At 45.5% G+C, this 26,351-nt stretch carries 18 protein-coding genes and 2 pseudogenes; 6 read left to right on the top strand and 14 right to left on the bottom strand.

All coding sequences use genetic code 11. From position 1 onward, the window contains the following. Positions 1-140: 140 nt before the first annotated feature. Positions 141-620, top strand: a complete 480-nt coding sequence (locus CBE73_RS03615; RefSeq protein WP_094093036.1) for a DinB family protein — start codon at positions 141-143, stop codon at positions 618-620. Between the two features lie 38 nt (positions 621-658). On the opposite strand, the gene CBE73_RS03610 is transcribed toward CBE73_RS03615, so the two are convergent. Further along, positions 659-1,654, bottom strand: a complete 996-nt coding sequence (locus tag CBE73_RS03610) for an SDR family NAD(P)-dependent oxidoreductase (RefSeq protein ID WP_094093035.1) — start codon at positions 1,652-1,654, stop codon at positions 659-661. A gap of 326 nt (positions 1,655-1,980) precedes the next feature. On the opposite strand from CBE73_RS03610, the gene CBE73_RS03605 reads away from it, so the two are divergent. Continuing rightward, complete coding sequence (locus CBE73_RS03605; RefSeq protein WP_244905523.1) at positions 1,981-2,874, top strand: AraC family transcriptional regulator; 894 nt, start codon at positions 1,981-1,983, stop codon at positions 2,872-2,874. 5 nt (positions 2,875-2,879) lie between these two features. Here CBE73_RS03605 and CBE73_RS03600 read toward each other — a convergent pair whose 3' ends face one another. Then, positions 2,880-3,383 (bottom strand): hypothetical protein, encoded by a 504-nt coding sequence (locus CBE73_RS03600; RefSeq protein WP_094093033.1) that lies wholly within the window; start codon positions 3,381-3,383, stop codon positions 2,880-2,882. 216 nt (positions 3,384-3,599) lie between these two features. Here CBE73_RS03600 and CBE73_RS03595 point away from each other — a divergent pair, with 216 nt between their 5' ends. The 3 genes and pseudogenes from CBE73_RS03595 to CBE73_RS03585 form a co-directional block, all read left to right on the top strand. Beyond that, complete coding sequence (locus tag CBE73_RS03595) at positions 3,600-3,965, top strand: ArsR/SmtB family transcription factor (protein WP_229752523.1); 366 nt, start codon at positions 3,600-3,602, stop codon at positions 3,963-3,965. 35 nt (positions 3,966-4,000) lie between these two features. Then, positions 4,001-5,236 carry an NADH:flavin oxidoreductase/NADH oxidase family protein gene (locus tag CBE73_RS03590; RefSeq protein ID WP_229752505.1) on the top strand — a complete coding sequence of 412 codons (1,236 nt, stop codon included), beginning with the start codon at positions 4,001-4,003 and terminating at the stop codon, positions 5,234-5,236. 40 nt (positions 5,237-5,276) lie between these two features. Beyond that, positions 5,277-5,795, top strand: a pseudogene (locus CBE73_RS03585) (FecCD family ABC transporter permease); the annotation flags it as partial. 939 nt (positions 5,796-6,734) lie between these two features. Here the strand turns inward: CBE73_RS03585 and CBE73_RS03580 are convergent. The 9 genes from CBE73_RS03580 to CBE73_RS03540 form a co-directional block, all read right to left on the bottom strand. After that, on the bottom strand, positions 6,735-7,064 hold the full coding sequence (locus tag CBE73_RS03580; RefSeq protein WP_217349725.1) for an antibiotic biosynthesis monooxygenase family protein: 330 nt from the start codon (positions 7,062-7,064) through the stop codon (positions 6,735-6,737). 130 nt (positions 7,065-7,194) lie between these two features. Continuing rightward, positions 7,195-7,758 (bottom strand): TetR/AcrR family transcriptional regulator, encoded by a 564-nt coding sequence (locus CBE73_RS03575; RefSeq protein ID WP_094093030.1) that lies wholly within the window; start codon positions 7,756-7,758, stop codon positions 7,195-7,197. A 218-nt stretch (positions 7,759-7,976) separates the two neighbouring features. Then, positions 7,977-8,702: a cation:proton antiporter domain-containing protein gene (locus CBE73_RS03570; RefSeq protein ID WP_094093029.1), complete on the bottom strand. Its 726-nt coding sequence runs from the start codon at positions 8,700-8,702 to the stop codon at positions 7,977-7,979. Continuing rightward, on the bottom strand, positions 8,602-9,057 hold the full coding sequence (locus CBE73_RS22635; RefSeq protein ID WP_425320416.1) for a cation:proton antiporter domain-containing protein: 456 nt from the start codon (positions 9,055-9,057) through the stop codon (positions 8,602-8,604). Before CBE73_RS22635 ends, CBE73_RS03570 begins: the two co-directional genes overlap by 101 nt. A gap of 294 nt (positions 9,058-9,351) precedes the next feature. Then, positions 9,352-10,782: an aldehyde dehydrogenase family protein gene (locus CBE73_RS03560; protein WP_094093027.1), complete on the bottom strand. Its 1,431-nt coding sequence runs from the start codon at positions 10,780-10,782 to the stop codon at positions 9,352-9,354. 22 nt (positions 10,783-10,804) lie between these two features. After that, a complete protein-coding gene (locus CBE73_RS03555) occupies positions 10,805-11,908 on the bottom strand; it encodes an MFS transporter (RefSeq protein ID WP_229752524.1) in 1,104 nt (367 codons plus the stop codon). A 165-nt stretch (positions 11,909-12,073) separates the two neighbouring features. Then, positions 12,074-12,244, bottom strand: coding sequence for a hypothetical protein (locus tag CBE73_RS22080; RefSeq protein WP_174704654.1), 171 nt, complete (start codon positions 12,242-12,244; stop codon positions 12,074-12,076). Positions 12,245-12,289: 45 nt separating this feature from the next. Beyond that, positions 12,290-12,745 carry an SDR family NAD(P)-dependent oxidoreductase gene (locus tag CBE73_RS03550; protein WP_157739388.1) on the bottom strand — a complete coding sequence of 152 codons (456 nt, stop codon included), beginning with the start codon at positions 12,743-12,745 and terminating at the stop codon, positions 12,290-12,292. Between the two features lie 595 nt (positions 12,746-13,340). Then, positions 13,341-14,768, bottom strand: a complete 1,428-nt coding sequence (locus tag CBE73_RS03540; protein ID WP_094093024.1) for an aldehyde dehydrogenase — start codon at positions 14,766-14,768, stop codon at positions 13,341-13,343. A 487-nt stretch (positions 14,769-15,255) separates the two neighbouring features. Between CBE73_RS03540 and CBE73_RS03535 the strand changes: the two are divergent. Beyond that, positions 15,256-15,668 (top strand): annotated as a pseudogene (locus CBE73_RS03535) (DUF1348 family protein). A gap of 806 nt (positions 15,669-16,474) precedes the next feature. On the opposite strand, the gene CBE73_RS03530 reads toward CBE73_RS03535, so the two are convergent. The 3 genes from CBE73_RS03530 to CBE73_RS03515 all read right to left on the bottom strand — a co-directional run bounded on the left by CBE73_RS03530 (position 16,475) and on the right by CBE73_RS03515 (position 26,333). Continuing rightward, positions 16,475-16,903 carry a DinB family protein gene (locus tag CBE73_RS03530; RefSeq protein ID WP_229752506.1) on the bottom strand — a complete coding sequence of 143 codons (429 nt, stop codon included), beginning with the start codon at positions 16,901-16,903 and terminating at the stop codon, positions 16,475-16,477. 2,191 nt (positions 16,904-19,094) lie between these two features. Then, positions 19,095-24,695 (bottom strand): sugar-binding protein, encoded by a 5,601-nt coding sequence (locus CBE73_RS21845; protein WP_157739386.1) that lies wholly within the window; start codon positions 24,693-24,695, stop codon positions 19,095-19,097. Positions 24,696-25,478: 783 nt separating this feature from the next. Beyond that, positions 25,479-26,333 (bottom strand): patatin-like phospholipase family protein, encoded by an 855-nt coding sequence (locus CBE73_RS03515; RefSeq protein ID WP_094093023.1) that lies wholly within the window; start codon positions 26,331-26,333, stop codon positions 25,479-25,481. Between the last annotated feature and the right edge of the window lie 18 nt (positions 26,334-26,351).

Below are 26,351 nucleotides of genomic sequence, written 5' to 3'. Positions count from 1 at the left end.
AACAGACCTCTTAGTCACGAAGAGGTCTGTTTGGGTTGTTTTCTCGGCCAATTTGTAGCGTACTTGACGAACATCATTTAAAAACAGAACATAAGTTCTTGTTTGTGGAATACCTATTTTTAAATCCGGAGGCGGCCCGTATGATTCTTTTAGGGGAAGAAACACTAATTCAATATAAAACATTTGTAAAGTGGACGGATACGTTACGTGATTTGGATGATCACCTGTGGTCCAGTCCTATTGCGGAAGGAAAAGCATCCCCGGCGGATATCATTTCGCATCTTCAGAATTGGGATCATTATCTCATCCACAAGGTTATTCCGGCTGTGCGGAAGGGAGAAGGCATGGTGTTCCCAGATTTCGACTCATTTAATAAACAAGCATATGAATATGCTCGTTCCGGAGTTTCTAAGACCCGTCTGCTGGACGAATTTAAGCAAACCCGCCTTCAATTGGTTGACTTGCTGCTTGCCGAGCCAGATGTCGCGGCTAAACCTGTGCCGGCCAATGGCTTAGCATATTGCCCTCACACAAACACACCCTATTCCTTGCTCTATATCATCCACGAATTTAGGGAACACGACATCCACCACAAGCATCAAATTTTATCAGTTATTTAACGACCTCAGGTCAACTGGATTAAGACCCTGATGCCTAATCAACGGCCGAACACAAGCCGCTGGCTCAGCTCCCATAAACGATCTGCTTCCTCTGGATCTACCGCATAGGGCATTACCCCTGGAAGCCGAGTCGATTGGATGTCTTCGGTGTCGTTATCGCCGTCAAGTGAAATCAAAGGCGCTACCTCAACGTTTTCACAATAGACCCCGCCCAAATCGACCAGCTCGGGATTGGTTGCGCACCATACTTGAGTCGCGGCTCCTTGTTCAACGGTTTTGTATTGCTTCTCCGGATCAATAACCGGATGACCTTGTTCATCGAGGACACCAAAGGATTGCATTTGTTCCCGTGTGAAATTTCGTCCCAGATTGGTGATAATGCTGCCTGGATGCAGGGAGAAGGCGCGTATTCCGTTATGTTTCTCACGGGCGTCGAGTCCTGCGGCAAACAGAATGTTGGCCGTCTTGGACTGGGCATATCCCAGCATCGGACGGTATTCCCGCTGCTTGAAATGAATATCATCAAACACCACTCGGGACAATTGATGCGCCCGCGCCGAGACGGAAACGACACGCGCTCCGTTTGCCTGACGCAAAGCAGGAAGCAGCCCTGAGGTCAGCTGAAAGTGCCCCAAATGATTGGTGGCAAAATGAGCTTCGAAGCCGCGATCATCCAGTGTAAGCTCGGGAACGGCCATAATGCCTGCGCTGTTCACCAGGATGTGGAGCGCGCGGCCGGAAGACATGAATTTATCGGCAAAGGCGTCAATCGAAGCGGGATCAAGCAGATCCATGTATTCTATTTCGATGTTATCAAGTGCGTTAAGTGCACGTGCTGCCGACTCTTTGTTCCTGGTGGGCACAATCACATTAGCACCGCCAGCCTGAAATGCCCGCACTGTTTCCAGTCCCAAACCGGAGTAACCTCCCGTGACAATAGCTGTTTTGCCAGTAAGATCTATACCGGACATCACATCAGATGTAGTTGAGGCTGCGCCGAACCCTGATCCAATCGGTTTCTGATTCGTTAACATGATAAATTCCTCCTGTTTGCTCTTCGTATTTCCATAACTTATTATCAAGCACTATCCAGCCAAGAACTAGATCTTATCCTGCATAATAATTGCATAATCCTGCAACAATACGATCAGATGACCTGTTGAGTTTCTTGGGGGTTACAGCTAGAATAAAGGAACAAGAGAGGGACGAACGCGAGTTAGAGTTTACTAAGGTAGGGGGAGAAGTGGAAATGCATAGGCAGCAATCCGAAGGAAATCAATGTGATGCGACAGGGAAGGCTATAAATATGAGGGAAAGAGGAAAAGAAGACATACCGCCGGAATTAGTGTCTTTAAGACTTATGGCTGGTAAGCTGGCCAAAGCAGAGGGAGAGAATAAAGTGCATATTCCTTTCCTCTCGATTTATAAACACAGCCTCCCCAGTGCCTTGGCGTCTGGGGTTATCACCCCTTCATATTGCCTGATCCTGCAAGGCGCTAAGACAGTTCATTTAGGCAAGGAGATTCTGTCCTATCAGGCCGGTGATTTCCTTGCCTCTGTTATTGATGTCCCGGCAACAGGGCAAATTACAGGAGCGGTTCCGGAGGCCCCTTATTTAGGGTTGAAGGTAGATTTTACGATAGAAGAAATAACGGCGGTGATGCTTGAGTCCGGATTCAACAAGCATTTCGGAAACAGGCAAGCTCAGCCAGGTCCAGCAGCTTTTGTCGGCAAGTCAAATGCAGATATCATCGAGATCATGACCCGGCTTCTGAAGCTGCTGGACAAGCCTGATTCGTTAGTAGCTTATCTGGCGAATCTTCTGAAGAAGGAACTGATCTTTACTTTACTGGCAGGAGAACACGGACATCTCTTCTTCCAGCGGACTCTTATGGATCAGGAAGGGACGGGAATCGGCAAAGCGATCGGATGGATCAAGGACAATTTGTCCACCGCGTTTGCCATAGAAGATTTAGCTGACATGTGCAGCATGAGTGTATCCAGTTTTCATCACAAATTTAAAGCGGCGACAACAATGGGGCCGCTGCAGTATCAGAAGCATTTGCGGCTTCAGGAGGCGAGACGCCTGCTTCTTAACGGAGTGATGAACGCCGGAGCGGCCGCCTTGCATGTAGGTTATGAAAGCCCCTCGCAATTCAACCGCGAATATCGGCGGCTGTTTGGCCGGCCTCCTGCCCAGGATGCCAAAGTGATGCGTAGCCAACTGGATGCGGCAGGGAGCTTGTCCATCTAGTTTCCCTAGATTGAAGTACTCTCATTGAAGTTTGACTTGAATTTCCTTGTAATGTCGCGGGCGAAACCAAGCGTCTCTTCATCCGTATGGGACTGAACAAAATGGGACATAGCCGCAAACGTGCCTATTACACGTAACCATAGGGGAAGCAGGAGTTCAACGTTACAGGTAAAACGGGAGCTCCCGTCCGTTTCGGAGGTAACGTTCATGGTCCAGCGGACTCCTATTTTCAGGGGAAGGATATGAGTGAGATACAGGCACGTTTCCGGTGAGAACATCACAACCTCCGAAGCGCTGCTTCGTTCCTCCATATAGTGTTGAATAAGAAAATGACCTCCAATGGACTCCACATTAATCATGCCTCGTCTTCCCTTCTGGCTAAAGGTTCCCATTGCACGGTGCCCTTTGGCCGATTCCTGATAATCTTTGTCAGACATCTGGAATAACCACTCGTCGAGATTGATTTGCTGGGCCGGGATCGGGAGGATTGTGGACTGTTTAAACTTCATAGAAATCAACCCCTTGTTTGGATTTACCGATTCATTTTGGCGCATTTTTCATTTGTTTATTTATTGATTAATAAAGTAATCCGTTTCTCATTCTTTCGTCAATACAACACGGCTATTTCAATCGTCTCGAATTTCTTTCCCAATCTTATTTCGTGGAATCTTTATGCTATGATCTAGTCGTTCGAAAGATTAAACCAAAGAACAGGAGGGAGCCTTATCGATAGTCACGAAAGTTCCCGGCAGTTAGCGCTGAAATTCAAACAGTGTCAAAACGTATTAACCGCTATCGGTGATGAAACCAGACAATCCATCATGATTGCATTAATGAATGCCGGTTGTGAAGGGATGCGGGTTAATGAAATCACTTTGCAAACGAATCTATCCCGTCCAGCGGTCTCCCATCATCTGAAAATTTTGAAAAATGCCCAAATCGTCAGTATGAATCGCCGGGGAACGATGAACTTTTATTATCTGGATCCTGCTACAAGCACAATCGGACTGCTAAAGACACTTACAGAACATATTGAAGGACATATGATGGAATATGGTTTTCTTCTTCCGGATCCAGCAGAACAAGATTAAGCAGTTCTCATAAATGAATGAAGGAGAGATCAAATGTGGCACATTCTATCTTATTTAATCCATTAGAACTTCCAAACGGAGTCATCATCAAAAATCGTTTGTTTAAGTCAGCTATCAGTGAAACTTTGGCGACGGCAAGCGGTAGTCCTAACCCTCGGTTTATGACGTTATATGAAACATGGGCTAAAGGAGGTGCGGGGATTGTCATGACAGGGAACGTTATGATTGACAGGCGGGCGCTTGGAGAACCTGGTAATGTGGCCATTGAAGACGAACGCGATATGAACCTGCTGATGAGGTGGGCAAAAGCAGGAACACAAAATGGAACTCACCTCTGGATGCAGTTAAATCATCCCGGCAAGCAGTCTCCTAAAAATTTGAGCCGAGAGCCTGTAGCTCCGAGTGAAATCCCGCTCTCCGGCGGGGTTGGCAATTATTTTAATCCTCCTCGAGCCCTAACGGCAGTAGAAATTCGAGATCTGATTAATCGTTTCGGGAATGCGGCAAGGATCGCTAAAAAAGCCGGTTTTACAGGCGTTCAAATCCATGGTGCACATGGTTATCTGATCAATCAATTTTTATCCCCTCATCATAATCAGCGGACCGATGAATGGGGCGGGAGCCTAGCTAACCGGATGAAATTTCTGCTGGAAGTATATTACGAAATCCGAAAGCAGGTAGGCGGTCATTATCCTGTTGGACTCAAACTAAACTCAGCAGATTTCCAAAGAGGCGGTTTTACGGAAGAGGAATCTATGGTCGTTCTCAAGCAAATGGCCGAGGCGGGAGTAGATTTAATCGAAATATCCGGCGGAAACTATGAAAACCCCAAGATGATGGGAAACAATGTGAAAAGAAGCACAAAAGAACGAGAGGCTTATTTTTTGGAATATGCTCAAAAAGCAAGAAAGCTAGTCTCTACTCCTTTAGTCGTTACGGGCGGTTTTCGCTCTGAAGCAGGAATGACCGAAGCAATCTCCGGCGGAGACGTCGATATGGTTGGCATGGCCAAGCCGTTTGCTCTCGTTCCCGACCTACCGAATCGTATATATGAAGGACGGTATGAAACGGTTAAAATCTCACCCATTCAGACAGGCGTGGGTTGGGTAGACAAACAGTTGTCTTCGCTGCTCGAATTGGGCTGGTACGAATATCAATTAGCACGGATAAGCAGGGCAAAGCCGCCTGTCCCAGGTTATAACGTCTGGTTATCTATCCTTCGAAGCTTTTATAAGAATGGTAGAGGAGCCTTCGGAAAGCGGCGAGCTTAATGGAGGCTTTTACAGGTAAATAACGGAATCATCTCCCCCGATTACTCCAGTAATGATCGTCATCACGCTGCGGATCAGTCCAGAACAATATCAATTTGTCGCCACCTGGATGGCAGGCAGCATCTGGGGCACCAATTGGAAATTCGTGCTGGCCTTGCTGCCGTTTATTATAATCCTGCTTCCGTTTGTCTTCTATAAAGCGAGAACGATGAACGTGCTTAACCTGGGCGAAATGACGGCGACCGGCCTTGGAGCCAAGGTCTCCAGAGAGCAAGTCGTACTGCTGGCGGCCGCAGTCGGCCTGGCCGGGTCCTGTGTAGCGGTCAGCGGAGGCATCGGATTCGTTGGGCTGATCGGGCCCCATGCAGCAAGAAGGCTGGTTGGCGTCAAACATCAAATGCTGCTTCCGGCTTCCGCGTTTATGGGCTCACTGATGGTCATTGTTGCCGACATGCTGGGCCGATTGATTCTTCAGCCTTCAGAGATTCCGGCGGGGATCATCGTCGCCATCATCGGTGCGCCGTATTTTCTGTATTTGCTGGCCCGTTCCAGGGCTTAAATAGGAGGAGGCGTCTCTCAATACAAGGTGTTATTGCCATTGTCAATACAAGTGCTGGTGCTGATCAAAAGCGCAGGGAGACAGGAAAGGAGGCGGATTTTTATTCTGTTACAGAGCAGGGGATCACGAGCAGCAGAAACACCAGGATCTGGTGGTAGGCTTCCGTTGTTCCGTTGTAGGGAGCAAGCTTCATCAGGTCAATTCGGCAATTCGGTTCTGAGGGATCATGGATTGAATGTGATTGGAATGGGCCAGGCTGGATTTGATAGGAACAGTTTTAGTAAACGTTTTCATTAAATGTGGGAGCAGATTACAACAATGCAAGAATGCAAGAAATCAAAATGCAAAAAATAAATTCAAGGATGAAGAACGCTTTAAAGTTCACGGAACAGTTCTAAATTGAAAGTCGCTGTGAATCGAACCAAACAACCTGATTCCAAAGCAATAATCAAGGGGTTTGTTAATAAGATCAACAAAGCCAATTGGATTCAAAACAATTATTCGATTATTAATAATGTAATGATGTGTGGATTGCGTGATTATTATGAACGATAATTGCACAGATTTAAAAAGAATTGCACAGATTTAAAAAGTTCAAAACAGTGGTTATAACCAGGAATAAATGCTTGAAGTTATCTGAGTTATTTGGAGTTATAAGAATAAGGTGCAAAAGTACGAATTTGGCCAGTTTGAAGCTTTGGCCTTTCTTATCCGGTACTACTTTTTCACAAAACTCGTATTTTGTACATATGTTAGTTGTCTAGATTTGGATGAGCGACAATAACGAGCGATTTCCTCATAAGAAGTTAATCTACCTCCTTTCTATATAATTTCTAAACCTTTAACTAATTTTAACGTGTTTTACAGATAAAAAATAAAAGATAGTGCTGTTGATGGTGGAGCATTAACGGAATACGTTACTACTCAGACAGGTTACTATTATGCTTCTGTATATTCGAACGTTTTCACAACCTCATACATGCCTGAATCGAATGTTGCTATTGTCAAAGCTTCTTTGAAGAATGGCAATGGCCTTGGATCGTCACGCATCGCTTGGTAATGATCCAAATCTTTCCATTGTGCGTACATCGTTACTTTAGTTCCATCAGTGCTTTTGTGTAAAGCACAAGAAATAAATCCAGGAGCGTATTTAACAGAACTATCTGTTGCCTCAGTCAGCAATTCGACGACACGCTGTTGGTTTTCTGGTTCTACTTTAAATACATTAATAAATGTCAGAATCGATTCATTTGCATTAATTTTTGTCACGATTTTCACTCCTCAATTGAAAAAGATAATATAGGTTGATCCCAAATAACTCAAAACATTCATGGAAAAGTTTATAACTACCACTGAAGTCGAAAAAGAATGTGCACGAATACGCACAACAGTCTCCTCATTAAACCAATATTGCTTTCCATGATGCTTCGATTATTTGTTGAATTTGCAATTCGTTTAAAGGGTATTTATTTACAAAGTAACCTTTCAAAATCGAAGAAATGATACCGTGAAGCAACTGGTGGCAAAGATGTGAATCCATCTCTTTGATTATCCCATTCCTTTGGCCATCAATGATCAAATCCTGAACAATTTTACTGGAATTATATTCATCATCCAGATTACGCAGCTCAGGAGATATATATGGCGAAAAAGAATAACTGTCGATAAATAAAAATTTTTTCGGAAAATGCATGCCGAATTCCAACCGATTCATCTGAAGGCACTTAAATCGTTCGTACAAGCTTGCATTCGCGTCGTAACCTTGTATAAGGTACTCCCCCATTTTTGAGCGCGAATCTCTGTATACCTCATTCACTAAATCCTCTTTGTTTGAGAAGTAGTTATAGATCGTGCCTGATCCGACATTCGCACGCTTGAATAATTTGGAAAATGTAACAGACTGCAGGCCCTCTTCGTGAATTAAGTCAAGTGTGGCCGTCATAATGTCTTGTTTTTTACTCATATATCCCCCACCTCTTAAACTTTATTGTAAACTTAACTCCTCGATTTCGTACAGTGTCGATTCACGATTACGGATCATTCTTCGTAAAAAAAGACGATATTCGCGGTTAATTTCCCCTTTTTCATATAACGTTTGAACGGCTTCACGTTCGGCTTGCACAGCAATCCAGTGAGGCTCCCTTCTATGTTGGACAAAGTTCTCGTCTTTTCGTTGTATACCTAGTGCAAAAACATTTTGAATTGCTGAAGCAACTGCTTACATATCAATACTAGCCATTTAACAAATGACGTTTGAGTGGTTAACGTGCGTTCCAAATTGTCGAGCATTCTATAATAAATATTAGCTTGTTCTTTCGTGATCGCTCCGACTTCCATTCGGGCGAGAATATGATTGCGCTCAATGTTTAGAGCTTGAATTCGAACTTTGATTTCTTCTCCTTGTGTAGAAAATGCTCCAGCGAGAGTAACGGCACTGTCCGCCCCTGATATCGTTGACAAAGCGAGCGTGCGAAAGCTAGGCAACCCTTTAGCCAGCCATTTCCTTACTAGGGAATATGCTAACGACCATACAAATCTCAGTAAAAGAAGAACACCGTAAATAATTATAGCGCTTGCGATGGTAAAAAAACTTTGAAATGAAGAGTAGTAAAACATAAGGACGGACCACGTGGGGTCAGAAGCTCTTTTCAAGCCTGGCATCGATATGGCAATTCGTTCTTTCTCTATTGCATGAACAAGTCCACCTGCAACTGCCGCGAGAATGCCTGATACGCCTAGATGCTCGGCAATCAGATAAATAATAAAAGGTGTTAAGATTTGCAGCAACATATGCAGTGTCTCATCCTCAAGCCCGCTCTGGCGAAGCATCTGCCGAACACCTGTAATTAATAATGCGATAGCCGCGCCAACTAAAAATCCACCAATAGAAATGACAAAAAAGCTCACACTTGCTTTGCGCCAAAGAGAAATAGCCAGTTACCATCGCTACCATGGAATATTTAAAAGCGACGAGACTGGAAGCATCATTCATCAACGCCTCCCCTTCAAGTACGTTTTTTAGGCTGTTTGGTAAATTAATACGTCTAGATAATGAGGTCACCGCTAATGTATCAGTTGGCGACAAGATAGCGGCCAACCCGAATGCTACGGCGAGTGGAATTGATGGAATAAGCCAATTAACGGTATAACCTACGATAAAGACAGTGAAGAATACGAGGCCGATTGCGATTTGTATTAATGGCACAGGTAGAACCGGAACGAACCGATGTACGACGTTTGAAACGCCAATTAAGATTAACAACAGCAAGATTAAGATGGCAATGTCTAAAGCGGCTTCCCAACTTTCGATTTTGTATGTTGTATAAAATCATTTTATTATGAGTCAGGTTCTTCTTCTTTATGATAAAAACTCAAATCTTATCCTGTTCTTAACTTACGAATTGACATCTCATCTCGCCTCGACCTTTCTTTTTAAGCCATTAGCCATAAAAACATCCCCTCCAAGACTCACTCGAACCCCATCGTAACAGGATAGTTTGGTTGAGTTTATTCTTGAAGGGGATCATCATAGCAAGTGCCAATTAGCTAATTGATATTACATCGGTAAGTCAAATCCAGTTATTGTCTTTGTCTCTAGGCAATCTTTCATGCCGTGTACGCCATATTCACGACCGATACCTGAATGCTTGAAGCCGCCGAATGGAGCTTTCATTTCGAAGCCCGCGCCGTTAATGAGCACCGAACCAGCTTGAATCAAGGATGCAAGCTCGTTCGCTTTCTCAAGGTTACCAGAGCTAATATAAGCACCCAAGCCATAATCCGTGTTGTTGGCCATTTCAACGGCTTCTTCCACAGTTTTGAACGTCAGAATTGAAAGAACAGGTCCGAAAATTTCTTCATTTGCGATCGTCATGTCTTCCGTAACGCTAGCGAATACCGTCGGTTTTACGAAGTTTCCTTGCTCAAGTCCCTCTGGATGGCCGACACCACCAATAACGAGTTCTGCTCCTTCTTGGATGCCGACATTAATATAGTGTTGAACTTGATTATATTGCTTCTCCGATACAATCGGTCCAAGCACAGTATCCGCTTCAGTCGGCAAGCCAACTTTCATCGATTCGACCGTTGCGCGTGCCAGCTGTTTCACTTCTTCCAAGCGATGTTCGGGAACGAACAATCTTGTGCCGGCTACGCAAGCCTGACCGTTATTCGAATAGCATGATTTTACCGCCGCGGGAATCGCTTTGGAGAAATCTGCGTCGTCGAGCACGATATACGGCGATTTGCCGCCAAGTTCCAACGTCACTCTTTTCATCGAATCTACCGTAGCTCTGCGGATTTCTTTGCCGACTCGTGTTGAGCCTGTGAAGTTGATCATCGCAATATCCTTATTGCTAGTCAGCTCCGCTCCAACTGTTGCACCAAGTCCATTAACGACGTTAATGACTCCGGCTGGAATGCCAGCTGCATCGAAGCATTCAGTCAGCAATTGTGTTTGCAAGCCGCTCATCTCGCTCGGTTTAATAACGACGGTGCATCCTGCAGCAATGGCGGCTCCCAGCTTAGCCGTAATTTGCGAATAGGTTGCGTTCCAAGGCGTGATGATCCCCATAACGCCAACTGGCTCGGAAACGACTTTGGCTTTCCCGATATAATGAACGAATTCGAATTCTTTGAGTGCCTCTTTACTGATCATCAAATTCATCGCAGCCAATTGCACGCGCGGAACGGAAAGCATTCTAGGGGCACCATATTCGAGGATGTTAGCTTCAGCAAGTTCGTCAATTCTAGCCAAAATCGCATCGTTCAAACGTTGTAGCATATCTGCTCTTTCTTGTACCGACGTCTTCGAGAAAGCCGGAAACGCCGCTTTCGCCGCCGCGATCGCAATCTTAGCATCTTCCTCGTTACCAAGCGCCAAAGATCCGAAAACCTCTCTAGTCGTTGGGTTCACCAATTCCTGACGTTCCGTTCCGCGAGGGGTTACAAATTCACCGTTAATATAAATTTTGTCAATGTTTCTCATAATTAGCACCGCCTAATAGTTTTTATGATACGTATGAGGTTGTTGCTCTTTTCTTGTTTCGGGAAAAAAGCAGGAACCCGACGGCTACCACGGCCAATCCAACGACTACAGCCGTGAATACGTCGCGGGTGGAATCCGAATGAAGCAGCGCTTCGACTCCTTGTACGAACAGCGGGCTTAGAAACTGGCAAATGTAGACACAGGCAAGTAACAAGGAGATCCCTGTTGTCAAAATCATTTTCGGCACAACTTCCGACGTTTTAATGAAAGAAAGCGGGAATAGCGCACCTTCGGACAAGCCAATCATGAATACCGCCAAGGCGACTGTCCATACCGCATGCGCCGAAGAGATAATCAGGAAACCACCAGCCATTAATCCCAGTTCAAGCGGAACGAGACTTTTCTTCAATACTTTTGTTAACCGCGTTATAGATAATCCACCAATAAATACTCCGACTAATGAGAATGCTATCAAGTAGCCGGATGACGAGACACTACCGATACCGTTATCAGCAATAAATAACGAAAGGTTCGTTGGAAGCAGTGCAAACATCATCGTATGCAATCCGCCTGCTATCGCTACAGCGTAGAAAAATTTCGGTAGCTTAGTGGAAGACTTAACGGATTGCTCCACCTGAAGTGGCGGGAATTTAGGAAGGAATGCAATGACCAAGATTAATAGGATGACCGCATAGAAATATGTCATGAAGACGTCTCTCCATCCAAGAGCCGCAATGAATCCGCCTATAGACAGGAAGATAGCCCCACCTATCCCATTGATGGACGTTTGAATGCCGTTCATGCGAGAACGCGCTTCTCCTTGAAAATTCTCCGCGATCAAAGAATTGAATGTCGGCGATATCAAACCTATACTAAGGCCCAAGAGCGCCCTACACGCCAATATAAATGAGAATGAGTTCATGAATGCTGGTCCGACGCCGCCGATTAAGTACAAGATAAGACCCACAATCAAGATTGATTTTCGATTAAACTTTCTGTTAAGCGAACCTGACAAAAGTAATGTCGGTAAAATGAATAAGGAAGATATCGTAACGACCCACTGTATTAATAGCGCGTCTATATTAGGAAATGCCACGGCAAGTGGTTTTAAAGCCGGTGCGGCCATCATTGTTCCGAAGGTAGTCGTTACAACCATTGATAATAATGCGATTCTAGCACTTGCTTTCAATTTAACCCCTACTTTCTTAATATGCACGACTGTTCGGAGAGCGGCATGGATAGCCACCTCCGAGAGCCGATACAATCCATCAATTTTTAGACGTAATTCAAATTAGAAATCTGTCGAGCGACTAAGTTTTTCCCAACGCTTCGATTCTTCTAATTTACCGTTGTCCATCGCGTTTGCGAGCAAAACTGCATCGCTTCCGAGCAGCAAGCGAAGCGGCGGAGTTTGTTCATTGGCGATGGTGAGGATTGCTTGTGCAGCCTGAAACCAGAACAATAAAGTGCCGGTTTGAAAACAATGGATGTTGGATTTTAGTTTGAGTTAAATCAAAAAACCTCCATCGACAACTACATGCGCTCCTGTCATGTAAGAAGCATCGTCGGAAAGCAACATAGCTATTACTTTAGCCACTTCCTCTGGCTTACCCATTCTTCCAAGGGGGATAGACCTCGCGATGTGTACAGCTTCCTCACCGCCAGCATCAACCATTGGTGTTTCAATAACACCTGGTGCTAGTACATTTATGCGTATATTTTGATCTGCATAATCATGAGCCGCTGTTTTTGAAAGTCCGATTACTCCGTGCTTGCTTGCCGTATAGGCGGCACGCTGAGGAAGCGCCTTAGACGAGAAGACCGAAGCCACGTTGACAATCGCGCCTCCACCGGCGCGTAAAATAGCCTGAATTTCGTATTTCATACTAAAGAATACAGAATTTAAATTTATATTCATCACATTGTTCACATTGTTCATTAATTCCTGCTTCAGCTTGTTCAAGTTTATTCACATCTAATGTTACGAGGCGAACTTGGTCTCCATAACGGTCCGCCAAATTAGCAAGCTGTTCTGTATTACGAGCCGTTGCAATGAGACGATCTCCATTAGCAAGTACCGCTTACGCAAGACTTCGGCCAAACCCTCGGGAACTACCTGTAATCAGCTAGGCTTTATACATATTAAATGTCTCCTTCACGATGCAGGTTTGTGTTCGTTTGGAATATTTATTCCATAAATAGTGTAGCTCTTTGCTCTAGATTGGTCAAGGAGTTTCGGAATGAATATTCCGAGAATCCAACCTATAAGTAGCAAAACCCACCCTGATAGACACCATGAAATGAAAAATACTTCTATATCATTAATTCTATTTAAAAATAGCATACAATCAGATGGAATATATATTCTAAATAATTAGAATGTATTTCTTAAAAACACCTTGTCTTTTATCCTTCGACAATCAATGACAGTACAATATGACCTTATGTCTTCTCTCTTCCCATACTCACCACATCTCTATATACAATGTTACTGCCCTTCATCACCTAATAGTAAAATGATTAAGGACAGTAAAAGGGTTCAATTGATCAGGAAAATATTAGATATTGATTGATTTATGCTCAACATAAGCACCAAGACCGACAACGCCAAATTCACGACCGACGCCGCTCGCTTTATACCCGCCAAACGGTCCTTCGTAGGATGCCGCTGCACCGTTTACAACGAAGACGCCCGTACGGATTTGACGTGCGATTTCGAGACCGTGTTCTTGTGTACCAGACCAAACCCCTCCACCTAAACCGAAAGGCGAGTCGTTTGCAATGCGTACGGCATCAGCTTCGTCTTCATATGGAATAACAACGAGTACCGGTCCAAATATCTCTTCCTGAGCAATACGCATGCTGTTGTCGACATCAGCGAAAATTGTAGGTTTTACATAAAAGCCGCTTTCTAATCCTTCAGGAACATCCGTTCCGCCTGTAACGAGACGTGCGCCTTCTTGGATACCCAATTCGATATAGGATTTTACGCGTTTTTGTTGGTCTTCTCTTACCATAGGACCGATGAAAGTTGCCGGATCTGCAGGGTTACCTACCACGAGACTTTCAGTCATGGTTTTAATTAACGAAATCGCTTCTTCATAACGTTTATTGGAAACAAGGACTCGAGTATGTGCAATACAGCTTTCCCCATTGTTTACGAAGGACGTATATTTCAAGCCTTGTACCGCAGCTTCTAGATTCGCATCATCTAAAATGATTGTTGCGGATTTGCCTCCGAGCTCCAAGCTTACGCGCTTAAGTTGTTCCCCTGCAATCGAAGCGATGCGGCGACCTGCACCAGTCGAACCGGTAAATGCGATTTTGTCAACACCAGGATGCGAAACGAGATATTCGCTTGTTTCGCGTCCAGCTGGCACGATGCTAACGACACCTTCAGGAAATCCTACTTCAGCGAAAATTTCCCCCATTAGCAAGGCGTTAAGAGACGTTTCAGGCGATGCTTTCAGGATAACCGGATTACCTGCAAGCAATGCAGGAATCATTTTTGCAAGAGCGGATTGGTGCGGTGCGTTCCAAGGAATAATTGCAGCGACAACGCCAACTGCTTCTCGGCGAATAATAGGTCCTTTGCCATTGTTCAATGTTTCTTCCCAGCCATACGATTTTGCTGCACGAAGGTAAGCATTCGTTTGCTCAGCTAAAGAATGTTGCAAACCGTTCGTGAACCAATAAGGTGTGCCATTTTCAGAAGAAATTAGGGCAGCAATCTCATCTGCACGCGCGGCATGTAATTCATTGAAGTGAGCGACATAATCTTGACGTTCGCTTGGTGTCATTTTAGGCCAAGGACCGTTATCGAATGCGTTTCGAGCTGCGGCAACAGCCAAATCGATATCTGCCGGTGAAGCTTGTGCTGCTTTACCAACTAAGGATTGGTCGTGTGGGGAACGAATTTCAATTACTTCTTGGTTAACTGGAGCTTTCCATTGTCCACCGATAAAGAGCTTGTCATATATTTTCATTTTAGTTTCTCCTTTTTGATTGTAATTAATTTATATTTGGGTCTATTCCACAATGATATTCATTCATATACTTGGTTTTAGACGATTAGCCTCCTTTTTATAAATTGGAATAATTGTTCCACGCAACATATAATACTCCTCGAGATAGAGAGAAGTCAACATTTTTCGGAATTATTATTCCAAACAAATTTTGTTAAATGACAAAAAAGGGTATTAAAAATAAAGAAATTCCCGATCATTTTGATCATGTCTCATGTTTTTACACACAGGGATTGGAATGAAAATTCCTATCCATAGGCATTTGCATCAGCAATAAACCACGATGTTACAAGGTGAATGATTATGTGATCTCCGACAAAGTTGTATTAGTCTAGACAATTACTACACTTGGGTAAATCTCATACAATAATGTACTAATCCAAACACAGAATAACGATTGTTATGAATAGTCTAAGAATCGTGTGTCTGAGATACGAAGGAGATTTGTATGCGAATAATATTGAGAGCTTTTACTTTACAAACAGCTAGAGCAAAAGTAAGGAAAGCCGAGGATGATTGGAATACGCGCGATCCTAAATTAATGGCAATGGACTACTCTGAAGATTGCTCCTGGCGTAACGTGTTGAATTCCCAGTGGGCAGAGTAGAAGTTATAGCGTTTCTAACAAGAAAGTGGAGAAAAGAACTGGATTACAGACTAATAAAAGAACTGTGGTCTTTTAACGACAACCGCATCGCTGTACGTTTCGCTTATGAATGGCATGATGATAGCGGACAATGGTTTCGCTCATATGGGAATGAAAACTGGGAATTTAACGAGAAGGGATTGAATAAGCGCCGATACGCATCCATTAATGATATGTCGATCCCCGAATCTGATCGAAAGTTTTCTGGACCTTAGGCCGGCGTCCCGATGAGCATCCGAGTCTCTCTGAGCTCGGTTTATGAGGATGATTTATCTCAACGTAACAATGCACGGATTGAAGGTTCTCTGGGAGAAAGCAGATTTTATTAAGATTGCTTAAGTTTTGTGAAATCTTGAACATTCTGCACCACTCGCTTGTAGGCGAGCCTGAGGTTATCTCCAAGAAGCCCTTAAAAAAGTTGTCTGATTTTCTGTTGACAATCCAATAGTGTAAATCTCCAATTAAAAGGGTACATTTGTGTCAATATGTCAATTTACATATATGATGTGCCCATTATATAGGTTTGTTATGAGTTGTTCTCCTCGCTTGAAATACTAAGTTGTTTTTCTTATGAAGTTTATCCCGGTCTTTGTTGCATTCAAGGATTCTTCTTTCTTTCCCTAGACGTATAACAATGAGCAAGATCTCCGTGGATCTTGCTCATCGATTGTTATGTTTGGACGAAGCATCTTCATCGTATGGTTCATCAAACCACCGATCTGAGCGTCATGCATCTTCGCACCTGCCCAAGTAACCTTGAACGGATCGAACAAATTTTCCTTCTGAAAATGCCGAATAATAGAGTGGCAGTGGGCTGAATGAGGTTAATGTTTACAAATTGCACGAAACTGTTGAAGACTGATTCCACATCTACTCGCTTGCCAAAGATATTGGTATCCGTTACACCGTGCTGGAAGTTTATTTTCGTTAATGTCAACTCGAAACGCGGCTGCTCTAACGATAACAAAGGCTAAGAAACCTTCCTCTCATCTAAAAGGCATCTTGGCTTTTGTCATTACTGTTATGCGTTACGCCATACCCCTAGCTGCTTCCGAATCAGAACGATCTGGCCTGCATGATACGCATCGTGCATGATCCAATTGAGCAGTTCTTGCCCGAGCGTAAGTCCGGTTCTGACATATGGCGCATCCAGTTGCTCTTCCGTCAAACGGCCGAGCGCATCGCGCAGCTTCGACGCCACGTGCTTCGCTCGATTCACTAGCGCCTGCCATTCAGCCTCATCTTCTGGATCCACGTTGCCTTGGAACGTCTCCTCATCGGAGATGGTTGGCGGCCCGAGCTCAACCCCATTCAGCCGAAGCAACCTGCGTTCATTATGAAAATTCATATGTAAAAGCGTCCTCCAGATCGAGTTGCCTCCCCCTTGGGGTTCCATGCTGCCGCTGTTGCTGGTATCCCCTCCAACACGGTAGACACTGGAACGATCCATTCTTCCTTCTCCCAAATATGATCCCATTGCCAGACCAAACTCTCTACCCGGTTTTGACTCATACACAATCATCCTCCATGCAAAATATGTAATTTGAATCATTGAACTATCGTTCTCCGTAAGCTCAATTATCTTTTTCTTTTTTAGCCCCTTGGGATTCTCTAAATGAACCGAAAATGCCTGTATTAGGCCCAATTAACCCAAAAGAAAATCCATATCCAGAGGAACCTTCAAAAGCCAACAAAACAGTGACTCCGAACAATATAAAAAACTACGCATCATGATCTCCTCTAGATCCAAACATATGCTTTCGACCACACCATCTCCTAAGGAATCATCTTAAAGTATATTCACCTAAATTAACTTTTTTCCTACATATTACCTCTACCACGCAAACCAGCCTGTTAGCTTAACGCCGCCGCGCCAGTATAGAACTTTAATTTCATAAGACACGTGATGCGTACAGTTTACTGGTGCTTTTCAAGTGCGATGTATTGCTCTGATTGGATTATATTGCTCTGATTGGATTAACAACTCCACAATTTCTGACTTTGAAAGCTTCATATACCTCCTTCTAACACAATTGTTGGAGAATCGGATTCCTGGTTCATCCGTGCAATAAGAACCGTAAAATCACATTTACTGAAAACTCGTTTATGTGCTGATTCTGATACTGAAAGATGTACTTCTTATTCTGCGACATCAGGTGCTTTCGATTATTCACTCTAAATTCAACATCAGGCAGCATATCTGACTTATAGAAATCCTTCTAGGTCTTCGATATACTACCTTTGTTCATTGCAGCTAATTCATGGATATCGCTTCTCTTCCTACAATCGCCTACAGTTAAGTCCATAATTTCAGATATCCTAGCTCCTGTCTCAAATAAAAATCGGGCCGCAGCTAAGAACAGGTTCACCGTCTTAGAACTTTTGCTTGTCAGGCAGATTCCTTCATAACCGTCTCGCCCTCGAACTTTACATTCCATCTTCAAAGTTAAGTAATCTCTAACGGCTATTTGGACTGCAGCAGCTTCATCCTTCCATTGAACTAATCTTCCCTGATATTGACTCTTATGCTTTAGCCAGGAGAAAAAAGGCTCCAAAGCATTTAAATACGTAATAACAGAACACTCACCAATCCTAGTAATTTGATGATGATAATATTCGGTGAGAGGTATAAATGGTTTCTTCTCATCATCGAATACGATGAGTCTGTACCTACTAACTGTCCCCTCCGGACAGTATTGATGAAATTAGCTCCCCATATTTCCCCCTTAACAACTGTTCACAGGCAATGAAAAAGGCCACTCCCGATAACAAAAACGGGATGCGCCAATATCATGTGACACATTATATGAGAATACAGTTCTAGCATAGCTTCGTCTATCAATCTTATAACTATAGAATATATAGTATTTTGTACATATGTATGTCAATCTGAAAAAACTTGCATACAGCCGCCCCCTTATGTCGGTTGTTGTAAAATGACACAATCCCCCCCATAAATAAATGAAACCTTATAAAATAAGGATTTCTTAAAAGGGTGCTTTTGTTTCAATCTACAAATGATCATAAATTCGTGCATAAACCATTGGCATCTCAGATGTGACATTAGTAATCAATTGATGGATTTGACCCATATTCAAGCCAGCTTTCATCAACTTCATACCATATCGATGTTTAAACCCATTGGTTGTGAAAGGGAATTTTTCCCGGATTAGACTTTTATATTTGCTTTTTTGACAAATCTATCTAGATTCCTAAAAAAACAATTGTAAAATTTGCCGACCGAAACCTTCCTTTCCTTCATATCTTATAAAAAATAATTTGTCAGGATTTTTTTCTCCAGGAAATACTCTTCGACTTTACTAATATAAGTATTTATCAAATCAGAAGTTCTTTTGATGACCTATATTACTGATACTTCGTTGATCCTTATTTGAGTATTCCAGTTGTTCCAAAATTCATCTGAAATCAACTAATTTGAATCCGAGGAATTAATGAAGGTATCAGACTGTCATTGATAGCACATGCATCGACAGCGGCACCCCGCAGTCATAGACTAAGGTCCTTTTCTACTGTCGTGTGTTTAGCACATCCTACTGGGGATTTTCTTAGTAAAATAAAAGGAGACCCTTGCAGCTGGATATTGCCCAGCCGCAAGGGTCCGTATTTTTCTGTTTATGCTTTTACTTAGCCAGATATTCGATGAACTTTATAAAGATCGTAGCAACTTCAGCGCGTGTGGCGGTGGCTTGGGGGTCAAAGAAGTTGTTCGGCTTGCCTGATACAATGCCGATGCCCCGCTGTGCCTGAACAGCCTCCAACGCCCATGAACTGATCTCACTCTCGTCCGCGAAGGGCTTAGATTGGCTTTCAGGTAGCTCATAGCCCTTGTACTTCATGTAGTTGTACAGCATCACCAGCATCTGCTCGCGCGTTATCGGTGAATTGGGATCAAACAGGTCTGCGTTTTTACCGTTGACTATGCCGCTTTCGGCCGCCCACTCGACTGCCGCCGTATACCACTGCCCCTCCGTCACGTCGCTAAAACGGGAACTCGTATAGCCGGAGCGGTTTACGTTCTCAAGATTGGCCAGTACCTGCACGTACATCGCACGCGTCATTGGGTTGCCCGGTGAGAACGTCGTGGACGTCGTGCCGTTGAAAAGAACGTATGTGTAGGCGGAGTTTACGTAGCTGTAGAACCAGTCGTCCATGTTGACATCCCTGAAAGGATTGCCCGACATCACGAGGAAGCCAAACGGGGTGTCGTCATCGAACACAAACTCCGTACCCCCATGGATGTTCAGCGACAAGCCGTAGTCTAAGCCGACACTCGCGCCGCCGTGTAGTGTCACTTCGGCGCTCTTGCCCGCCGGAATGGTCACCTTACCGTTTGAGTCTATAGTCGTGCCTTCGGGTACCTCAATCTTCGTCCCGCCCTTGGTCGCAATCTCGCCGCCGCCGGGCAGGATGGTGTTGCCGTTCTTGTCCGTAACCGCCGGCTTATCCTTCGGTGTATTCACTGTGTAGGTCGGCTTCGACGATCCAGTGTCTGTCCCGGTGCCCGTATTGCCGGTATTGCCCGTATTGCCGGTGTTGCCCGAATTTCCGTCAGAAGGATTGGGCACATCGGAAGTCGTCGGCGTCGCCGTCGCACTTATCTCCGCACTGTCGCCCTTCGCGCTCACCGCAACGATCTTGAAGGTGTAGCTTTGGTCATTTTTCAGGCTCTTGAAGGTATATTGGGTGGCCTTCGCATCTAGTGTGACCGGCGTCACGCTGCCATACCAGACCTTGTAACCCAATATCGCGCTGCCCCCATCATCAGCCGGAGCAGTCCAACTCAATGTGACCTGTCCGTCGCCGGCCGCCGCCTTGAAGCTGCCCGGAGCACCGGGTACGTCCGCTTTTCTCTGCGCAAACATCCATTCAAAGACGTCAGTGTAGTCATTGTTCCAAGCCGGCAAGTTAGAGGACTGCGCCGTAGGTTTAAGGCTCCACTCCTTGTCGGAACCTACATTGGACAACGTATCCGTGTAGCCTGAAATATTGTTCCAAAGAACTGAAGCTTCCATTTCATGGCCAGTAGGAATCCAATTGGTTCCATTAATAGGCGCTTCTGCCTTTGTCCATTGGTCATAAGGCCAAACGAATATTTCATTTCTGTCGATGAACGTGTGCCTAGCGTTTTCCAATAAGGGCATTATATTCGTTATAAAAGTTTCCGCCCCTGTTTTTATAGATGGAGAATCAGTTGTGTTAACGAATGACCAGTATGCAAAGTTTTTAAGAGTATCGGCTTGTTTCGCGTTGATTGAAGGTGGGTAAGACATAGGCGCCGCGGCTGCGAGCACGTCGGGATATGTCGTCAAGAAAGTATTAGTATAAGCGGCTCCCATAGAGAAGCCTGCCATGTAAATACGATTGGGGTCAACAAGTCCCTTGCTTACCAGATCATCGATATAAGCCTTTAAGGTAGCGGCCGTTGCCTGAACGTTGTTTTGAGCGCGCAAAGCGATTATATGACTAGCATATTTGGAGTTCGTCTCCATTTTTTTCATAAGCGCGATGGCTCCGTTGGCGGATCTGATGGGCGCGAAGGTATCCCCGTCCTGTGTACCGCCGCGGGTAGAACCGTGAGCGTAGATGTAAAGGGGAAGCCCTTTTACCGGGACACCGTTGCTGTCTTTATGAATATAGAGTCCATACTGCATCGCTTCTGCGTTGTCAATTTTGGGACCAACTTCAAATTTATCTATGATTTCATTGACAACTCCAGACTGTGCGAAAGTCGACTTGCCAATGGCAGCCTTTCCATCAAGCTTGATATCGCCACTATATACAATGTTGTAATTCTGGACGGTGGAGTTGGATGCCTCCAAAGTGGACTGTCCGCCGGTTAATGTCCAAAATTCCAATTCTACAACGATGTAGCGACCTTTAGTAAGTCCAGCTTGATAATCAGGGGAGTCCTTGTTCACACCCTTATACCCTCTCGGTCTAGGTTCGTCATTGACGTATACTCTATTGACGGTGCGTGTGCCTTGATAGGCCAGGTTGCCGTTCAGCAGAGTATTCCTCGCCGATACTGTAAACAGGTTTGAATTAAGGTCGGCACCCACAGCTTCATTTCCTGCGCCCAGATCGATGATAACGGCTGTGGTAAATTCTCCGGTGGCAAAGTTATCGTTGTATACGATAAAGTTAAACAACGTTGCAGCCGGATCGGGTTTGAATGTAACATGGATTACCTTGTCATCGGTGTTCACGTTTTCCAAGGTATAGGTATTGTTTGCAATCTCTACAGACGCACCATTTACAGTTACGGTATCCACGACATAACCGCCGATAGGAGTGAATGTAAAGGTTTGGCTTCCGCCGTCAGCTACCCGGATCAAGCCGGATGGCGAGATTGTGCCGTTTAACCCTGCCGTGGCGGTAACGGGGTGTCTGGACACCGTGGAGCCCCCAAACAGCAGCAAGCTATTCTTGAAGCTGTCAGAACTGCCATAACCCGCGTCGGGTTGGCCTAAACCGGATACAACCTCATAACGATCATTGCCGGCACTAGTTGAGTTATTGATGTACACATCAAACGTAATCGGGGAATTGTTCGTGAATTCAATGGTTCTTCTAGGTATCTTCACTTCCACAATATACCCGGTGTCAGTTCGTACAACCGAACCGTCGCGGCCCGGAGCGGCTTGACCTGAAAAAATACCGCTTGCGCCAATACGCCACTGGTTTGAGCCTCTGCTTCCTTCACCGACATAAAATTCCACACTGTCGGTCATGTGCTCAGTGCCAGGCGTGTTACCAACGCACACATTCGGGTCGGTAACCACAACGCGTGCATAAAGGAAGTCTTCGTCCCAAAACACTTTGGCTTTGCCGGTGGCCTTGGGGCCTATCTTCTGGTCGGGTGCGCTACTGTTGTTTATGTCAAACTCCGCAGCTTGCTCCCACAGTTTGTCGTTTGTGCCGAGTACAGGTGAACCATATCCGGCAACAGGCCGATTGTTCGCTTTGGTCTGCGCGAACATCCAATCAAAGACGTCGGTGTAGTCATTGTTCCAAGCCGGCAAGTTAGAGGATTGCGCTGTTGGCGCGATGCTCCAAGTCCCCATCGTTATCTCGTTGTAAAGAACCGCCGCTTCAACTTCGTGCGCCACTGCATCACTCAGGACAGGTGAGTTGTTCGGATTCGGTCTCTGATTCGGCTGATCAAATTGATTGTAAGGCCATACAAGAGCCTCATTGCTCTCAAAGCGCGAAGCTCTCGCGTTGATCATTTTCGGCATATTGGTGCTTATAAAGTTATCGAGGTTAGTCTGGTAACCTCCAACGTTATACTGATTGATAAACATCCAATAGGCCAGGTTGGTGTGAACGTAGTTGGCATTCGCGTTCGGTGAGCCGCTTACCGGAGACATTGGTGCGGCGGACGCGAAGAAGCCGGGATAAGCGTTAACTAAGCTGTTCGTATACTGACCGCCCCATGAGAAGCCCGCCGCGTATATACGGTTAGGATCTACTGCGCCGCTGGCAACCAGGTCGTCTATAACCTTCTTTACATTGGCTGTGGAGGGAGTACTCGTGCCATTATAGGAAATATTCAGGATATGGCTGGCGTATTTTTCGGGATCTTGTTCCATTTTCTTCATCAGAGCGACCGCGCCGTTAGCGGATTTCATGGCCGCTTTCTGGTCAGTCGCAGCGTTTGTGCCGCCGCGTCCCCTGCCGTGAGTATAGACATACAGCGGCAATCCTTGCGACACCTCACCGTTTTCATCCTTGTGAAGGTAGAGCGCGCGATTGACCGAATTGCCCGTAGGTGTTGTAAACTGGTCAAGGATCGGATTCACAACTTTTTCCTGTTCAAAAACCACGTAGTTAAGCGGATCCCCTTCTGTCAGTACGAGATCGCCGTTTTGGACGATGCTGTAAACTTGTTTTGTTGAGTTCATGCTGCCATCCAGTGTTATATTGCCGCCGCTCTCTGAATAAAACTCAAACTCAACTACGATGTAACGGCCGCGTTCCAGTCCGTCCTGATAATCTGGTGAACGGCTTACCGTCCCCAGATAGCCGCGTACCTTCGGTTCGTCATTGGCGTATACCCTTGTGATCTTGCGCGTCCCTTCAAAGGTTACCGAGTCGCCGTTCAGGGTCGTGTTCCTAGCCGAGACGGTAAACAAGTCCGGATTAAGCTTGGAGCCTTCCGCCGCCCTCCCCTCGCCTAAGTCAATGATGACAGCCGTCGTGTACTCGCCACGGGCGAAGTTGTCATTCCAAACGATAAAGGGGAGTGACACCGCGGTCGAATCATTTTTGAATGTCACTTGAATGCTATGGTTAGCGACAACATTTGAAAAGGTATAAGTACCTTCATCGGATAGAGTTGCGTCCTCTCCGTCTACCTTTACGGTATCTACGATTTTGCCGTGATCGGGGGTAACCGTAAAGGTTTCGTCTGAGCCGCTAGCTATTCTCAGAACATCGCCGGGTACGTTCGGCGTTATTCGGCCGCCCGATCCCGCCGTGGCGGTGATTGAGAATCTGTCGTCCGCTCCACTAGCGGCAATGAGATTCAGGCTGTTTGTATAAGAAGCAGCGCTGTTATAAGCCGCGTCCGGAGTTCCGAAACAGGAAACGACTTCATAGCGGTCACCGCCCTTTTCCGTCGAGTTATTGATATAAACTTCAAAGGTAAACGGGCCTGCCTGCAAGTTCAAGGTTCTTTTAGGTATTCTCATCTCCACGATATATCCTGTGTCCGTGATCTCAGTCCACGCAGCTCTGCCTGGAGCGCTCTGCCCTGAAAACACGCCCGTCGCGCTGATACGCCACTGATTTGCGCCTTGGGTTCCAGCGCCGACATAAAACTCCAGGCTGTCGTACTGGTAATCATTGCCGGGTCCCTGATATAGATTGCTGTCCTCCACAACTACGCGGGCATACATATAGTCGTTGTCCCAAAGGATCCTGGCTGTGCCCGTGGCATGGGGTCTGGGGTCGCCGGGAACAGTGCTTTTGTTGATAAGATGCTCCATTGTCTGAGCCCATAACGGGTCGTCTGATCCGAGTTCGGGAGTTCCAAAAATGGCGGTCGGCGTTTCATTTGCCTGCAAGCTTGTAAGAGTTGTAGAACTGCTGTCGCCATTAAGTGCTTCTGTATACTCGTTGTTGTCAGTGGCGGCGGCAAAGCTGGTAGGCATTAGTGACGTCACCATTACCAAGCAACAGAGGAACGCGAGCATTCTGCCAAATCGTTTTGACCTCATTGAAAATCCTCCTTTTTTTCGATCCGGTGGCCCACGGCTTACCCAGATCGTAATCGGACACATTGTCAATTTGATAAACGCCCAACGTTATGATGTGGCATATTTACCTGGTTTTTAACCTGTCAAAGTATAGAATCTGTGGAACTGCAGATATACCCGACTGCATACCGGGACCATTCGTAAACACCAAGGCTCAAACAGCTTACATCATCGTAGCGGGCCGTAACAGCGCTTTCATAATTTTCCTCCTCCGTAAATTTGTTTTTATTGCACTCCCAATTTTAGGGAAAAACCTGCTTTACTCCATTCAAAATTCGTGCATCCGCTTTCAAAATTCGAACATAAGACAGAATCGGGAAACATCCAGGCCGGTATTTCCAAGTTTCACATACTTCATTAATTTAACTCCTTGCATTTTCTCTAGTTATTGTCTATTCTCTCAATACCTCCTTCTTATTCTAAATATAGTATAATGACGAAGAGGCGACAGCATGTTGTCACCATTTAAAATAATAGATATAAAGAAGGAGCTATCCTACCCGTTAGTTGAACAAAAGCAGCCGATTACATTGATCAGCTGCTTTCTTAGTTAGTTTTTATAACGCCTATCGTTTCCCGTTAGTTTAATGAAACGTTCGTATGACCTCAGCCAATCGCTCCTGAGTATCCACGTATTTTCCCCTTGTCTTCTGTTCTTCTTGCGGCTTCACATCACTGTCCAAAACGAAGACGCCTTCCAATGCTTGGCCCCAATGCCGTTGTTAGGAAAGAAACGGCTTCTTCTTACCATATAGTCAGAACAGCTTCAGCGATAGAGCATCCCTGCTCCCGCCCGGTGATCGCTGTTATGCTGCGGCGGGCCGCGTCGTATGGATTTGGGCCGATGGCCACAACGCTGCGCTCATCGGGAGTTATGAGATAAACGTCCGCGCTTGTACGCAGTCTTACCGCATCTTCCGCTGCTCCCGGGATGGAGCCATAACCATTGGGCATCGGGGAGAGAATCACGATCCGTTCGTAGCCTTCAGCCAGCCTTGAATTGGTCGTGGACACCATCCCTCCGTCGGTCCAGAAGCGGTCACCGATCGAAACAAGCGGCCAAATTCCCGGAACGGCTCCGCTGGCCGACACGGCATCGAGCAAAGAAACTCCCGATTGATGATCGAAAGTATGAAGTTGCCCGGTATCGGCATCGATGGCGGTCACTTTAAGATTCGCCGGCCATATTCTGGTCACAAGGCGACTCTCGACCACGGCGCGCCGCTGTTCAGGCGATACGGGGGAGGTATTATTTTTGGCGATAAGGCCAAATTCTGCACCGACTTTTCGCGGATCGCTTCCTCCCGTGGCAAATGCGCGATACCACGCTTGCATCAATTCTTTAGACGCTGCGACCGGTATCTCGGCCGAGTTCGTCTCCGACTGGGCGGTAAATAGTTTATTCATGTCGTACCCACTGGCCAGGGCTGCTCCGACAAATGCACCGGCGGACGTGCCGATGATCACGTCAGCTCGATGGAGGTCTACTCCGGATTCGAGCAGTCCCGCTAAGACGCCAACCTCCCATGCGATCCCTGTCACGCCACCGCCCCCCAAAACTACAGCTCTGGTCGGTGAATTCCTTTTCTGAGCGTTCATTCACAGCTCCTCCTTCTG

It is taken from the genome of Paenibacillus physcomitrellae, from assembly GCF_002240225.1.
In the GTDB taxonomy this organism is placed as follows: Bacteria; Bacillota; Bacilli; order Paenibacillales; family Paenibacillaceae; genus Fontibacillus; species Fontibacillus physcomitrellae.
The sequence above is the reverse complement of the archived record's forward strand: the minus strand, read 5'-3'. Positions and strand labels throughout refer to the sequence as shown.